The organism is Streptomyces sp. NPDC087300 (assembly GCF_044744425.1).
Taxonomy (GTDB): Bacteria; Actinomycetota; Actinomycetes; order Streptomycetales; family Streptomycetaceae; genus Streptomyces.
In genome coordinates this window covers 165,157-180,299 of record NZ_JBIUYI010000010.1, presented here as the reverse complement: position 1 = coordinate 180,299, position 15,143 = coordinate 165,157, and the positions used below count along the sequence as shown (strand labels likewise).

General features: G+C 71.4%; 10 protein-coding genes. 1 reads left to right on the top strand and 9 read right to left on the bottom strand.

The annotated features are described in order from the left end of the window. Positions 1 to 19: 19 nt before the first annotated feature. A complete protein-coding gene (locus ACIO9J_RS35230) occupies positions 20 to 250 on the top strand; it encodes a hypothetical protein (RefSeq protein ID WP_055544920.1) in 231 nt (76 codons plus the stop codon). 163 nt (positions 251 to 413) lie between these two features. On the opposite strand, the gene ACIO9J_RS35225 is transcribed toward ACIO9J_RS35230, so the two are convergent. The 9 genes from ACIO9J_RS35225 to ACIO9J_RS35185 form a co-directional block, all read right to left on the bottom strand. Then, entirely contained in the window at positions 414 to 1,244 is an 831-nt protein-coding gene (locus tag ACIO9J_RS35225; protein WP_402008529.1) for a S1 family peptidase, read from the bottom strand. Positions 1,245 to 1,385: 141 nt separating this feature from the next. Continuing rightward, positions 1,386 to 2,930 (bottom strand): RNA polymerase sigma factor, encoded by a 1,545-nt coding sequence (locus ACIO9J_RS35220; RefSeq protein ID WP_402008527.1) that lies wholly within the window; start codon positions 2,928 to 2,930, stop codon positions 1,386 to 1,388. A gap of 452 nt (positions 2,931 to 3,382) precedes the next feature. Next, a complete protein-coding gene (locus tag ACIO9J_RS35215; RefSeq protein WP_402008525.1) occupies positions 3,383 to 4,270 on the bottom strand; it encodes a FadR/GntR family transcriptional regulator in 888 nt (295 codons plus the stop codon). Between the two features lie 162 nt (positions 4,271 to 4,432). After that, positions 4,433 to 6,424 carry an ATP-binding cassette domain-containing protein gene (locus ACIO9J_RS35210; protein ID WP_402008523.1) on the bottom strand — a complete coding sequence of 664 codons (1,992 nt, stop codon included), beginning with the start codon at positions 6,422 to 6,424 and terminating at the stop codon, positions 4,433 to 4,435. A 189-nt stretch (positions 6,425 to 6,613) separates the two neighbouring features. Continuing rightward, a complete protein-coding gene (locus tag ACIO9J_RS35205) occupies positions 6,614 to 7,375 on the bottom strand; it encodes an NUDIX domain-containing protein (RefSeq protein WP_402008521.1) in 762 nt (253 codons plus the stop codon). A gap of 119 nt (positions 7,376 to 7,494) precedes the next feature. Then, entirely contained in the window at positions 7,495 to 9,558 is a 2,064-nt protein-coding gene (locus ACIO9J_RS35200; protein WP_402008519.1) for a glycogen debranching N-terminal domain-containing protein, read from the bottom strand. A 267-nt stretch (positions 9,559 to 9,825) separates the two neighbouring features. Further along, a complete protein-coding gene (locus tag ACIO9J_RS35195) occupies positions 9,826 to 11,196 on the bottom strand; it encodes a DUF4192 domain-containing protein (RefSeq protein ID WP_402008517.1) in 1,371 nt (456 codons plus the stop codon). 200 nt (positions 11,197 to 11,396) lie between these two features. Continuing rightward, positions 11,397 to 13,940 (bottom strand): type I polyketide synthase, encoded by a 2,544-nt coding sequence (locus ACIO9J_RS35190; protein ID WP_402008515.1) that lies wholly within the window; start codon positions 13,938 to 13,940, stop codon positions 11,397 to 11,399. 8 nt (positions 13,941 to 13,948) lie between these two features. After that, positions 13,949 to 15,097: an OzmP gene (locus tag ACIO9J_RS35185; protein WP_402008513.1), complete on the bottom strand. Its 1,149-nt coding sequence runs from the start codon at positions 15,095 to 15,097 to the stop codon at positions 13,949 to 13,951. Positions 15,098 to 15,143: the final 46 nt, after the last annotated feature.

Here is a 15,143-nt window from a genome sequence, read left to right as displayed (position 1 = left end):
GAGCTAGAGAAGAGGCGACGTGACTACTGTTCTGACCCCCGCGAGCCCCCTGACGGCCGCTGATCGCTGCGACCGCTGCGGCGCCCAGGCATACCTGCGCGTCGTCCTGTTGAGCGGCGGTGAACTGCTCTTCTGCGCCCACCACGGCCGCAAGTTCGAGCCGGAACTCAAGAAGATCGCCGCTGAAATACAGGACGAGACGGAGCGCCTGACCGCCGTTCCCGAAAGCGCCACCGAAGAGGAACGCTGACACCTCGCATCCACGACGAGCCAGCACCGGCACACAGGCCGGCGAACGGGCGGCCGCCCCCACCAACAGGTAGGGGCGGCCGCCCGCTCTCGTCACACAGGCGCCTGGACGCCTTCTCGGGCGCCCTGGTCCGGCCTCTCGACCGTCCTGGGCCCGGAAACCCTCAGTCCTGCGTGCGCATCACCCTGGCGACGTCCGAGAGTCGCGTGTAGACGCCGGGACTCCCGGCCCGCCCGCAGCCGCTGCCCCAGGACACCAGCCCGATCAGCCGCCCGTGCGCGACCAACGGCCCTCCGCTGTCTCCCTGGCAGGCATCACGCCGACCGTCCAGCTCACCCGCGCACACCATGCTCGCGGCCGTGTACGTTCCGTCGGCACTGCCCGGATACGCCTGCTCACAGACCGCGTCGGAGAGCACCTGGACGCGCGCCGAGTGGAGCGTACGGGCGTAATTTCCTGACCCCGTGGTGTCTCCCCAGCCGTAGACGGCGGCACCGGTGCCCGCCTCGTACGCCGGATCCCCTTGCCCGGCCACGGGGATCACGGAGCTCTTGGGCAGCGGCTCGGCGAGGGTCAGCGCCGCCACGTCGCCGGAGTTCGTGTAGCTGTCGTACTCCGGGTTGATCCAGACGTCACGCACCGGAATCTCTCGTCCGTCGGACGCCCGCAGGTCGGTGCGGCCTGCGATGACCTTCAGGTCACCGACCCTGCTCAGCGGCACTCCGAGCACTTCCTCGCTCATGCAGTGGGCCGCGGTCAGAACCGTCGTGCGCCCGATCACCACACCGCCGCAGAACTGGCCCGCTCGCGTACCCCCGAACCGGTCACGGCTGGAGACCGCCACGGCCCATGGGCTGTCGGAGGCCCGGACCGGACCGCCCCCGATGACCACGCTGTCGGCTGCCGCGGGGACCGGGGAGGCCAATGGCAGCGCGGCCGCCGCGGCCATCAGGGCCAGTGCCCCCGTCCGCACTCGGGCGAAGGGACGACGCATGCGTTCTCCTCACTCTGGGTTGCCATCGCGTACCCCAGAGTCAATCAGTGCCGCACACCGCGCGCCCGCGCACAGAAGGCCCGAAGTCTCATGTCTGGAGACTTCGGGCCTTCTGTGGAGTGCACCGGCTGGTGTCGCCGCCTAGTCGAGGTAGTCGCGCAGCACCTGCGAGCGCGACGGGTGACGCAGCTTCGACATCGTCTTCGACTCGATCTGGCGGATGCGCTCACGCGTCACTCCGTAGACCTTGCCGATCTCGTCGAGGGTCTTGGGCTGGCCGTCCGTGAGACCGAAGCGCATGGAGACCACGCCCGCCTCACGCTCGGACAGGGTGTCCAGGACCGAGTGCAGCTGCTCCTGGAGGAGCGTGAAGCTGACCGCGTCGGCGGGCACGACCGCTTCGGAGTCCTCGATGAGGTCACCGAACTCGCTGTCGCCGTCCTCACCCAGAGGGGTGTGGAGGGAGATCGGCTCACGGCCGTACTTCTGGACCTCGATGACCTTCTCGGGGGTCATGTCGAGTTCCTTGGCCAGCTCCTCCGGAGTGGGCTCACGGCCCAGGTCCTGGAGCATCTGGCGCTGGACACGGGCCAGCTTGTTGATGACCTCGACCATGTGCACCGGGATACGGATGGTGCGGGCCTGGTCGGCCATGGCGCGGGTGATCGCCTGACGGATCCACCAGGTGGCGTACGTGGAGAACTTGTAGCCCTTGGTGTAGTCGAACTTCTCGACCGCGCGGATCAGACCGAGGTTGCCCTCCTGGATCAGGTCCAGGAAGAGCATGCCGCGGCCGGTGTAGCGCTTGGCCAGCGAGACCACCAGACGGAGGTTGGCCTCCAGGAGGTGGTTCTTGGCCCGGCGGCCGTCCTCGGCGATGATCTCCAGCTCGCGCTTGAGCTTCGGCGCGAGCTTGTCGGCGTTGGCGAGCTTGTCCTCGGCGAACAGGCCGGCCTCGATGCGCTTGGCGAGCTCGACCTCCTGCTCGGCGTTGAGGAGGGGGACCTTGCCGATCTGCTTCAGGTAGTCCTTGACCGGGTCGGCGGTGGCGCCGGCGGCAGCGACCTGCTGCGCGGGCGCGTCGTCCTCGTCCTCGTCGGAGAGCACGAAGCCCTGGGCGCCCTCCTCGGCGGGCTCGCCCTCACCGGGCTTGCCGGTGGCGGGTGCCTCCTCGGTGGCCTCTTCGTCCAGGAGCTCGTCGGAGTCCTTCTTGGAAGTGGACTTCTTGGCCGTCGCCTTCTTGGCGGTGGCCTTCTTCGCGACGGCCTTCTTGGCCGTCGTCTTCTTGGCAGCGACCTTCTTCGCGGGCGCGTCCTCGGCGGAGCCGTCCGCGGCCGATACCTCAGTGGCGGCGGTGGCGGTGGGCTTCACCGTGGCGGTCTTCGCCGCGACCGTCCTGGTCGCGGTGCGCTTGGCCGGACTCTTTGCTGCGACGCTCTTGCGGGGGCGCTTGGGCTCCGCGGCACTGACCATCAGCGTCACACCCTCTTCCTCGAGGATCTGGTTGAGGCTGCGCAGAACGTTCTTCCACTGAGTGGCCGGAATCTGGTCAGCTTCGAAGGCACGACGCACGTCATCGCCGGCGATCTGCCCATCAGCCTTTCCCCGCTCGATGAGCGCCATGACAGAGACGGATTCGGCGATCTCCGGCGGGAGCGTACGGGATGTGCTGGCCGACACGAACAACCTCTCGGAACGTTGGAAAACGACTTCCGGCCCCGTCCATTGTGGACCGGAGCCGACGACCGACGGCTGGGGATTGGGCCGACGGCGCGGGCGGGGCCGGGGAGCTGCACAGCGTCGCGAACGACCGCTGTATTCCCTCCTCGGCTATCACCTCTTAGGTCATCGCGCTGCTCCTAGGAGCGTTACGCCCAATCTACGTGGCCCGAGTCACACCCCGTAAGTGCTCAAAAACGGCTAGACACGGTCAGAAGCGACCGATGTGTCCGCACGAATGATCCCCCGACGCCCTGTAAGGCACCGTCGATCGCGTCGACGGATCCGCGCGGGCCCCTGGGGAGCCCGCGCGGATCCGTCGTCACTCGGTGCGGCAACGGAGTCGTCGACGGCGTACGGAACGGCACGGTGATGCCGTCGGGTGCACGCACGCCGGTCCCGTCGACGCGGATGCGCGGTCAGTGCTCGCGAGGGGCAGGCACTACTCGCTCCACCTCCGGGTGGACGGTGAGCAGCTGCCGCATGGCCGCCTCGGCGCCGGAGCCGTCGCCCGCCGCGAGGGCGTCGACGATGCGGGAGTGGTGCACGAGGGAGGCCTCGGTGGGACGGTCACAGCCCGTGATCGGTCCTCCCGAGACCTGGAGGGCGGCCGAGACGATGCCGGACAGGTGTTCCAGCATCCGGTTGCCCGCGAGCTGGATGAGCAGCGAGTGGAACTCCGCGTCGGCGCGGGAGAAGGTGATCGAGTCACCCTGAGCCAGGGCGTGCCCCATGATCTCGACCATGTCGGCGAGGCGCTGCTGCACCTCCTCACGACCGTGCCCGGCGGCGAGGCGGGCGGCGAGCGGCTCGATCATCCAGCGCAGCTCACCGAGCTCACGCCGCTGGTCGTCGCGCTGCGGCCCGAAGGCCCGCCACTCGATGATGTCCGGGTCGAGGAGGTTCCAGTCACTGACGGGACGCACGCGCGTGCCGACGTTGGGCCGGGCGCTGACCAGGCCCTTGGCCTCCAGCACGCGCAGGGACTCGCGCACGACGGTGCGGGAGACCTCGAAGCGCTGGCCGATCTCCTCGGGGACGAGCGGGCGGTCGGCGCCCAGGTCGCCCGAAACGATCATCTGACCGAGCTGCTGGACGAGTTGGCCGTGCAGCCCACGGCCGCGGCTGCCGGCGGTGCGCCGGCCCATCCGCCCCAGGTCCTGGTCGGCGCCGTCCCAGACGGGGGCGACGACGCGATCCCCGCCGGGGGCCTCGGCGAAGGGGTATCGGTCGAGTTCGCCCGGGCCTGCCAGACCGGAGTCGGCGGAGCGGGCGGTGGTCATCATGGTGTGCGCAAGGGTACTCACGGATCAGTTGTCGGCGTGGCCTCCAACTCCCTTGAGGTCTTTGGTGAAAAGCACACGAAAGGGTGATCGCTTACCTCGCCGCAATTGACGCCTTATCGGAAAGAAATGGGCGTTATCCGGGGAGTTGCGCACAGCACCGCAACGGAAGGCGCAGGACGGTCCTCAACGGACCCTGCCACGCATCGCCGTGAGCAGATATGCGCAGAGCAGAGCGGTCAGCGACAACATCAGCGCACCGCCCACGGGTTGGGCGATCATGCGCACGCCACCGGCCAGATACCGCTCGGCCCCGAAGGGCCACCGCACCAGCGCGAGGTCGCGCAGCCTCGCCGGAAGCCCCGCCGCCGATCGCACAGACGGTCCCTCCAAGGCCTTCTGTACGAGCGGTACGACGACGATCGGCACCGCGAGGACGGCGGCGAGCCCGGCGGTGGTGGACCGGAAGACGCCCGCGGCCAGCACGCCCGCCCACGCGCAGCCGGTCACCAGCGCCATCCAACTCACGCTCAGCGAAAGCCAGTCGGCGGGAACTTTCGTGAGCTCGTCTCCGTATACGAGGTGGAGCAGCGCGGCGTCGGAGACCACCGTGAGCAGGCACAGGAGCAGCGCCGTGGCGGCGGCGACGAGCAGCTTGGCGCCGAGCAGCCCCAGGCGGCGCGGGACGGTGCCCCGGTCCGCGGCGAGGGCGGGGTGGCGGAACTCGTCGCCGAACGCGAGGGCGCCGAGCAGCCCGGCGCCCAGGGCCGCGGGCGGCAGCGGAAGTTCCTCGGGCCATGCGACGAGGAGGCGCGCCTGCGGCGTATGACCGGCCCTGGCCAGGAAGACGGCGAGCAGGGCGGAGACGGCGAGGACGGCCGCCACGGTGAGATATCCGCTGCCGACGCCCAGGATGCGCCGCAGCTCGTAGCGCAGCGGCCGGAGCGGGCTCCGGCCGTGACGGACCGTGATGGGAGGCGGCAGGGAGGACAACGCGTCGTGCGGAGCGGGCGCGGCCGCGGCGAGGTGTGCGCGGTCGGTGCCATCGGCGTCTTCGAGGGGGATCAGCGGAGTCAGCAGGATCTCGGTGGGCTCTGTGGCCGTGTCGTCGTCGGCGGCGGCGACGCCGGGTCGACCGACGGCCCGACCGGCAGCCCGATCGCCGGTTCGACTGTCGTCCTGATGGCCGGGCGGGTTGTGCGTCCTGGCGTCGGGCGCTCCCCCCGCCGGTTCCTCCTGCCGCGCCGTGGCCTCGCCCGCCGCTGCGGCCGTCCCCGCGACCTCGTCCGCCGCGGGAAGCGAAGGGCCCGCATCGCCGATCTCATCGGCGAGTTGGTGGACGAGAATGCCGTGCCGGTACGCGGCCTCTCCCACGTCGGCGCAGTTGCTGCCGTACACGGAGAGCCTGTTGCCGTCTTCCTTGACCACCTCCACGGAGCGGCGTCCCGCGCGTGCCTCCTTGGCCAGCAGTGCGCCCAGCCGGGCCGCGTGCGGGCTGCGGACCGCGACGCGGGGGCGCAGCCTGGTCCGCGCGAAGTCGGCGGCCTCCTGATCGGCGACGAGCCGTCCCGCCTCCAGCGTGACGACGCGATCGGCGGTCCGGGCAGCCTCCTTCGGGTCGTCGGTGGTGAACAGGACGGTGCCGCCCTGGCGTGCGTGGGCCCGCAGAATGCCGTGCAGCCACGCACTCTCCCGGGTCGAGAGCCCGTTGGCGGGACCGTCGAGGACGAGGGTGTGCGGGTCGGTGAGCAGCGCGCAGCCCAGGCCGAGGCGACGGTCCATGCCGCGCGAGAGCGTGCCGAGACGCTGGTCACGAAGGCTGACGAGGCCGACGACCTCGAGGACGTCGTCGGCACGCCGGATAGGCACTCCGCCGGCCGCGCAGAGCATGCGCAGATGCCCGCGGACCGAGCGGGCCGGGTGTCCGGGGACTTCACCCAGGAGGACACCCACCTCACGGGTGGGATGGGCGATGCGGTGGAGTGGGCGCCCTCTGAAGTACGTGATTCCACGGCCCTGTTGGAGTTCGAGCATCAGCCGCAGCGCCGTGGTCTTGCCGGCGGCCTCGGCGCCGAGCAGCGCCGTGACACGGCCGCTGTGCGCCTCGAAGGACACGTCGTCGACGGCGGGCGGGAGCTCCTGGCGGGGATTGCTGGTCAGTCCGATGGCCTGGATCATCGCTTCTCTCGCAGGATGTGCGACCGCTCGGCGGCCGGGAGCCGTCCGCCGGATCGGGGACGGACGAACCCCGTGGGTACTGCAGCAAGATAACGCGATATTTCCGGCTTTTCGGGCAGGGTGTGGGCGACTGGTGTCCGCCGAGCCGCGCAGATCGGCAGGATCGGCAGGTGACAGCGAGCGCGGGCCTCAGACCTCGGGGCGCAGCATCGGCGGGTTGAGCAGTGTCGCGCCGCCCGCACGGAAGAGCTGGGCGGGGCGGCCGCCCTGTCGGGTGGTCGTACCGCCGGTGGGCACGAGGAAGCCCGGCGTGCCCGTCACCTTGCGGTGGAAGTTGCGCGGGTCGAGGACCACGCCCCAAACGGCCTCGTACACCCGTCGCAGCTCGCCGACGGTGAACTCCGGCGGGCAGAAGGCCGTGGCCAGCGAGGAGTACTCGATCTTGGACCGGGCACGCTCCACGCCGTCCGCCAGGATCTGCGCGTGGTCGAAGGCGAGCGGCGCGGCCTGTTCGCCCTCCCTGCCGTACCCGCCTTGGTTGAGCAGCGCCTCGACCGGCGCCCAGCGCGCGCTGTGCGCGTCACCGCCCGCCCGGGGCGCGGGCAGATCGGGGGCGAGGGCGAGGTGGGCGACGCTGACCACGCGCATCCGCGGGTCACGCTTGGGGTCGCCGTACGTGCCGAGCTGTTCGAGATGTGCTCCGTTGGCCTGGGCCGGTGCGCCCGGGTCGTGGGCGCAGAGGCCGGTCTCCTCGATCAGTTCACGCGCGGCCGCGGCCGACAGGTCCTCATCAGGACGTACGAATCCGCCGGGGAGCGCCCAACGCCCTTGGAACGGTGGCTCACCGCGCCGCACGGCCAGCGCACAGAGCGCGTGACGGCGCACGGTCAGCACGACCAGGTCGACGGTGACAGCGAAGGGCTCGAAGGCCGACGGGTCGTAGGGCGACATGACGCGATCATAGTCGTCTGCCTGACGATAAACACCTCCTTGGTCAAGCCCTCCCCGGCTCGGTCCACCCCGCACGGCCGACCACTCCACGCCCGGCCCACGATCCGATCGCAACACGGTCACACCCCCAACTGCAGCCCGTCGGCTGCCTCCTCGACCATCGCCAGACCGAGCCGGCTCACCCGCACCGAGAAGGGGCCACCCGCGACACTCAGCCCCGTCAGACCGAGCTCCCCCAACGGCGCACTGCGGACGGGCCGCAAGGTCACCGTGCCCGTCGGCGCGTCGGGACGGATCCCGGCCAGCCCCACGAGCAGATGCACCCCGGCCGCCGCCGCGGTGGCGGCAGGGCGGCAGGCGGCGGGATGGGGCAGGGGCGTCGCCCCGTCCGTGCGCTGCTCCCCCGCGTACATCTCCGGCAGCCGATGCCCGAACGACTCGGCCGCCGCCAGCACGCCCTGGAGGAGCGAGGTCGCCTCCTTCTCGTATCCCGCCGCCGCGAGACCCGCGACGGCCACCGCCGTCTCCTGCACGCGCACGGCCCCGCCCCGGTGCCCGAACGGGTTGTACGCGGCCTCCTTCGCCCCCAGGCTGCGCAGCCCCCAGCCCGAGTCCATGGCGGGGCCGCCGAGCAGCCGGGCCAGCTGTTCCGTCTGGACCTTGTCGAGCAGCCCTGGCGCCTGCGCGCCCGCCCCGAGCAGACCGGTGTCCAGGAGGTGGGCGGCGCCGGCGGTCAGCTGCGACACGGGCCGCCCGTCTGCCAGCCGGGCCGCGGCGGGGCGACCGCCCGCACGGTCCTCCACCCAGAACTCCGCACGGAACCTGGCCCGCAGCCGCGCCGCCCACTCCCGCAGGGCGGCGGTGTCCGCGCGCCCGCCGTGCGCGTCGAGCAGGTCGGCGCCCAGCAGGGCCGCCCGATGGGCGTACGCCTGAACCTCGCAGCGCGCAGGCCCGCCCGGGTGTGCGTCCGGCAGGAACGCCCCGTCGCCGACCGCGGTGCGCAGCCACCGCAGGCACTTCTCCGCTGCGGGCAGCAGGTCCTCCACTTCCTGCGCGGCCAGTCCCCAGCGCCATGCCTCCGCGAGGAGCACCGGGAAGAGCAGCGTCGCCTCCGTCCCCGTGCACCCGGGCGGCAGATGCGGGCCGGCGTCCCGGAGCGGACCCGGGATCATTCCTGCCCGGGGCCCGGGGCCCCCGAGCTGGCTGCGGGCGAGGGTGCGCAGCGTCCCGGCGGCGATCCGGGTTCCGAGCGGCAGCGCCATCCGGGCGGCGACCAGCGCCTCGGCCGGGGCGAGCCCGCAGCGCCAGGGGGCTCCCGCGGCCGGGTACATGTCGGTCGGGGAGGCGGAGTCGCGCAGCAGCAGGGCTTGCAGGTCCTCGACGGACCGGTGCAGGAGCGGCTGGACTCGGGAGTCGTCGCCGACCGCGCGTGCCCCGGCGACGGAGCGCGTCGTGCCGTGCCCCACGCCTCTGATGGGCCCGGCGCCGTCGGGCCGCGCCCTCAGCTCGACGCTCCGCGTCGCACCGGGCGGCAGGTCCAGCTCCCAGCGCAGCAGCCCCGCCGAGGCCAGCGCGTCCTCGGGCGGCGGGCTGGCGGTGACGACGCAGTGGCCGTCGGCCGACGACCACCGCATGCCGGAGTCGTGGACGCTGGCGGACAGTTCGGGACCGGCCCTGCCGGACGCCACCATGCCCACCTCGGCCAGATCCGTGCCGAATGACACCTCAAGAGGGAGCCTCAGATGCCGCCCGGCCGCGCTGTGCAGCGTGATCCGTTCCGTACCGTCGGCGTGGCGGATCCGTTCGACGACGATCTCCGGGTCCGGGCCGCCGTCCGTCGGCAGGCGCACGGTCGCCACGAAACGGGCGCTGTCGGCCGAGACCATCCGGGCCTGCACCGCGACGGGCTCGCGCCCGGCCACCCTCACGTGGAGGCGGGACAGGACGCGGCGTCCCGCGCGGTAGAAGCCCTCCAGTCCACGGCCCGTCAACTGCCCCTGGTCGGTGGAGATCGCGAAGGCGGGGAGCGCGACGCAGATCAGCGCGGCGTGGGCGGGCGGGAGCTCCACGGGACGGGGTCGCACCGGGGCGGGGGCGGGGGCGCCGGGCGGGCGCCCGAGGGTCTGCGCGGACCGTTGGGGACCCTCTCTGCCGGAGACAGGAGACAGGGCGGGAAGAGACATGGGGCGGCTTCTTCTGCGTTGTCTGCGTCGACTGCGTCGTCTGCGCTGCGGAGGGTCGGAGGCGGTGCGGCGGCGTGACCCGGCCACGGGTACCGCCACTCAGGTGAACGGACCGACCCCGCCCCAAGTCACGCCCGCACGGCAAGAAGCCGACCGTATGGCGCCAACTCCAGGGCGGCGCGGCGGCCAAGTGGAGCCAATTTCGTATGAGCGTCACTGCGGTCAGCAGCCTCGCGGCCCACCTCACCCACTCTCTGACCGGCGCGTTCATCGCCCGTTCCTCGCGTTGCGCCGGATCGTGCGACGGCGGTTGCGCGGCCCTGTTCCCGGACCGTTCGAGAGCCAGCTGCCGGCTCCCGCGGCTCGGCCGCCGCCTCCTGCCGGACGCGGCGAGCGGCGACGGCGTCGACGGGCCGGAGCGGCCTCCGGCAGCTCGGCCGCCTGGTCGTCGCGGGCCTCCCGGGTTTCTCGGGCCTCTCGGGCCTCTCGGTCTTCGCGGACTTCTCGGTCTTCGCGCAGAAGGCATCGGATCGGTTCCGGATCGAGGTCCTCGTCGCAGGCGCGGTGCAGAAGCTGGGCGAAGAGGTAGCCGGGGTCGGCGTCCAACGCCATGTCCAGAGCCGATTTCCCCTCCTCGCGGTCTCCGAGGGACCAGGCCACCCAGCCGGCGAGGGCGATCGGCGCCGCGGCGTGCTCGCCATAGGCCCCGACGCAGCGGCGGGCCAGCGCCCTCCACAGCCGCAGCGCGGCAGGGCCGGTGTCGCCTTCCATCCACGCCGCGGCCCGGTCGCGCGTCGTGCGGACCTGGAGGCCGAGGATCAGCGCGGCCGCCTCGTCGTGCGCGAGCAGCTCGTCGTCCCGGGCGTCCGCCGCCAGCCTGTCGACGACGGGATCCGCGGCCGCGAGGCGTGCCATGACGCGGCGGGCCAGGTCGAGGATCCCGACGGCGACGTCGTTCCCCTCCTCGCCCAGCATCTTGGGGAGGAGCGCGAGGCCCGCGGCGTCGAGCGCACGCTCCTGATCCGCGGCCCCGGCGGTCTCCCAAGGCGCGAGCCGTGCCCTGATCTCGCCCTGTTCGGTGCTCACTTGGACTCCCATGTAGGTCGCCGCGGCGGCCAGCACGGAGGTGCCGGGCCTGAGCAGGGGGATGCCTTCCGGCGGGCAGCATCGGGTGTCCGGGCAGCAGTAGGTCCAGAAGCGGCCGCCCGAGACGCACACGGCCTCGACCACGGGGACGTCGAGGCCCCCGCACGCCGTGCGCAGCAGTTGCGCCAGGGGCCGCAGGTGGTCCACCACCTGCGGCCCCGACTCCCCGACGGCGGGTTCCCTGCAGAGGAAGGCGACGACGCCTTCGGGCCGCGAGCCCCTTCGCTCGCACCCGCTCACCAGGCACCGGGCCAGTTGGTCGGCGACGCTGGCCCAGTCCTCCGCGCGCCCGGGAATGCCGAGGCGCACCCGGCCGCCGAACCGCCCGCGATCGCCGTGCAGGGCGAGGAGCACGATGCTGTTCTCCGGCTTGAAACCGAGCAAGTACGGCAAGGCGTCGGCCAGTTCGGCAGGGGTGCGCAGGGTGACCACGGGCTGGTCGATCGGGGCGCCGGGGCCGGTCGGGCCGATGGCTTCGCTGTGATTCGTCATGCGCCGACTCTCCCGCGAACGACGGGATTCCGGTTGGGCCTGTGGATAACTGCGATCAGGGGCACGCCAAGAGTTGTCCACAGCCTCGCGGCCCCGCCGAGAGCCCGGCCGGAACCCACGCCCCCACAGAGGGCGGCTGAGCCCCCGTGCGGCCGAAGGGGCGTTCGGCCGCACGGGGGCTCACCAGGCGGTGTCTCCGGTCATGAACCCGTCGGGCGGCGGGCAGCCGCCCGCTGGGCGCGGCGCGAGACCCGGCCGTCCGAGGCCGCGGCGGGCGCCGCGGACGCGTCCTCGGAGCTGATGCCCAGCTCACCGCTCAGGTCGGCCACGAACGAGCGCACCGTGGGGTACTCGACGAACGCCGACGAGCGCACCGGGTGGGCGAGTTCGTCGCCGAGATTGGCGATGACCTCGATGAGGATCAGCGAGTCCAGGCCCATGTCGAACAGGTTGGCGTCCAGGTCCACGGTCCGCGGATCCGGTGCGCCGATGATCGCGGCGATCTCCTTCCGGATGAATCCCGTGATCAGCGCGGCCTTCTCGGTGTCCGACACCCCCTCGAAACGGTCCCGCAGCGTCTCGCCCGCGGCCTGGGCGACGGGCGCGGCGCCGCCGTGCGGCTCGATCCAGTGCCTCGTGCGGTCGAAGGGGTGGCCGGGCAGCGGCACCCGCCGCACGCTCTCGCCCTCGTGGTACGCCGCCCAGTCGACGCTCTCCCCCGCGGTCCACAGTCGGCCGAGCACCTCCAGGAGGAAGGCCGGACCGGCCGTCCCCGCCTCCTGCGGCAGCAGCGCCACGGCCGGTCGCCCGGCCGCGGCGGCGTGCTGCACGGCGCCTCGCTCCAGCAGTCGCAGGGCCTCGTCGGGCAGGCCCGTGCGGTCCGCGGCGACGACCGGTGTCCTGACGCCCCAGCCCGCCAGCGTCCGCGCCGTGGCGTACTGCACGGCGAAGGCCGTCAAGGCGCCCTCGCCGTCCAGCAGTTCGGCGGCGCCCCCCGGGGTGCCGAGCTCGGCGACGCACAGGTCGAAGTGCGCGCGGAAGGCCGGGACCTCCTCGTACAACGCCGTGGCGTGTCCCGGCACGACGGCAGACGCGGTGCCTGCCAGGTCGAGGACCGGCTTCTCCGCGGTGGGGTCCCCCGTCAGCAGGCGCGTGTCGTCGCCGAGGGCCAGGGCGAGCGCCGCGTCGCGCACGCCGGTGGCGACGAGCGCGCGCCGATAGGTGTGCACGCGCCGCCCCACCGCCAGCGTGTGGGAGACCGCGGCCAGGTCGAGGTCGCGGTCCTTGCGCAGTTGACGGGCGAGGGCGGCGGCCGTCGTGTCGAGCGCTTCGGGGGTGCGGGCGGAGAGCACGAGCAGGCGCGGTCCCGGGGCCGCGGGAGCGGGGTCCTGGGCGGGCGGTTCCTCCAAGATGAGGTGGGCGTTCGTACCGCCGATGCCGAAGGAGCTCACGCCGGCCCGGCGCGGGGTCGAGCCCGCGGGCCACTCCTTGGTCTCGGTGGCGACGTAGAACGGTCCGGCCCCGAAGTCGATCTCCGGGTTGGGCGAGTCGAAGTAGAGGCTGGGGACCAGGGTGCGGTGGCTCAGCATCAGGACCGTCTTGATCAGGCCCGCCATGCCCGCGGCCGTGTCCAGGTGCCCGACGTTGGTCTTGACCGAGCCGATCGCGCAGGACTCGGGGGCGAGGCCGTCGCCGAACGCCTGGTTCAGGGCGGCGACCTCGATGGGGTCGCCGAGCGGCGTCGCGGTGCCGTGCGCCTCCACGTACGAGATGGTCTCCGGGCCGCAGTCGGCGATCTGCTGCGCCTCCGCGACGACGGCGGCCTGGCCCCGCACGCTGGGGGCGGTGTAACCGGTCTTGTCGGAGCCGTCGTTGTTCACCGCGGTGCCCTTGATGACGGCGTGCACGGTGTCGCCGTCCGCGAGCGCGTCGCTCAGGCGCTTGAGGGCTACGACGCCGACGCCGTTGCCGATCACGGTGCCCTGCGCCTTGGCGTCGAAGGCGCGGCAGTGGCCGTCGGGCGAGAAGATCATGCCCTCGTGGTGGAGGTAGCCCTCCCACTGGTCGGCCTGCACGTGGGCCGCGGCGGCCAGGGCCATCGTGCAGTCGCCGGAGAGCAGACTGAGGCAGGCCAGGTGGACGGCGACCAGCGAGGTGGAACAGGCGGTGTTGGTGCTGATGCTCGGGCCCTGGAGGTTCAGCTTGTAGGAGGTGCGGGTGGCCGCGAAGTCCTTGTCGTTCGTGATCATCATGCGGTAGCGGTCCACGGACGACGCGGTGCGGTAGCGCTCGCCGAGGTTGTGCAGCAGATAGGTGTTCATGCCGACACCGGCGAAGACACCGATCTGCTCCTCGCCGCGCTGCGGGTCGTAGCCCGCCGCCTCCAGGGCCTCGAACGCGCACTCCAGCAACTGGCGCTGCTGCGGGTCGATCAGCTCCGCCTCGTCCCGGGTGATCCCGAAGAGCCCGGCGTCGAACTTGTCGGCGTCCGACAGGATCTGACCAGCCTTCACATAGCGGTCGTCGGCGATGAGTTGCTCACTGACACCGGCCTCGCGCAGCTGCTCGTCGGAGAAGTAGGTGAGGGTCTCCCGGCCCTCGCTCAGTACGCGCCAGAACTTGTCGGGGGTATCGGCGCCCGGGAACCGGCAGGAGAGACCGACGATCGCGATGTCCGAGTCCCTGACCTCGGAACCCCGGCCCGCCTGCTCCTGCTGGGTGCCCTGCTGTATCTGGTCGTTCATCTCTCTCCTCAACCCACCTTGATACCGAGGTCCGCTGCGACCTTGCGCATGTCCAGGAACGTCTCCGCGATGAACCTGGCTCCGTCGTCGGTGGTGTCCATCTGCTTGAACAGCTCCACCAGGGCCTCCCGGTGCCGCTCGCGGTCGCCCTCGCCCGCGGCGATCTCCAGCACCACCTGCTTGAGCTTCTCCTCGACTTCGGGCAGGTCGAGGGAGCGCGGGAACTTGATGCTGAACGTGGAACGGTCGTAGTCCTTGTTGCGGCCCACCGCCCGGGTATAACTCGACGCGTTCAGCTTGTAGAACATGCAGTCCCAGTTCTTGAACGAGTAGTAGTTCAGGAGCGGGAACAGCGTGCAGTGCGTCTCCATCGGCGAAGAGGCGTAAAGCCCCTTCTCCTTGAGCTCGGCGACCATGCGGTCGGGGTCGTAGTCGTGCCGCATGGCGATGAACGGGAAGACGATTTTGGGGAGTTCGTCGTCCTCGGCGAACAGGATCTCCTCGATCTCGCCGTTGAACAGCTCGCTCGCGAGGTCGGGCCCGAAGGACTTGTAGAAGCCGCGCACGACCTCGCGTACGTTCGACTCCATCGTGAGGATCTGCTGCGGGTCTGCGCACAGGGCGATGTAGGGAATGCGCTCGCGGTAGGCGTGCAGGATGGCCCGGATCACGAAGAAGGTGCGGCAGGAGACGCAGGGCAGCTTCTCGTCGAGATACTGGCCGGGCTTCTTCGGGCGCGCCCGGTTGAAGACGTCCCGCATCATCTTCTTGATGTTCTCGTCGTCCGCGTCCACCACGAAGGTGGCGGGCAGCTTCTCCTGCGCGAGCTTGATGTTCTGCGCCGCGTGCGTGCTCTCGAAGGGCACGTCGAAGGTGTACGCGAGGGTGCGCTTGCCGTACTCGTTGACGAACTTGTCCAGCATGTACGTGCTGTCCTTGCCGCCGCTGTACATGAAGAGGCAGTCGAACTCGCCGCGCGGGTTGGGCGCGGCCGCCTGGAATTCGGCGAACACCTCGTTGGTGTACTTGTAGTTGACGATGAGATCGCCCGCGAAATCCAGGTTGCACAGATTGCAGACCCGCTCGTCGTCGAGAACGATTCCCGGGTGCCCGTCCTTGAGTGAGCAGATCTTGCAGCGAACAATGGTCGGTTCCACGATGCCTCCTTGAAATGTGCCCACGAAATGCGCCCACGGAATACGG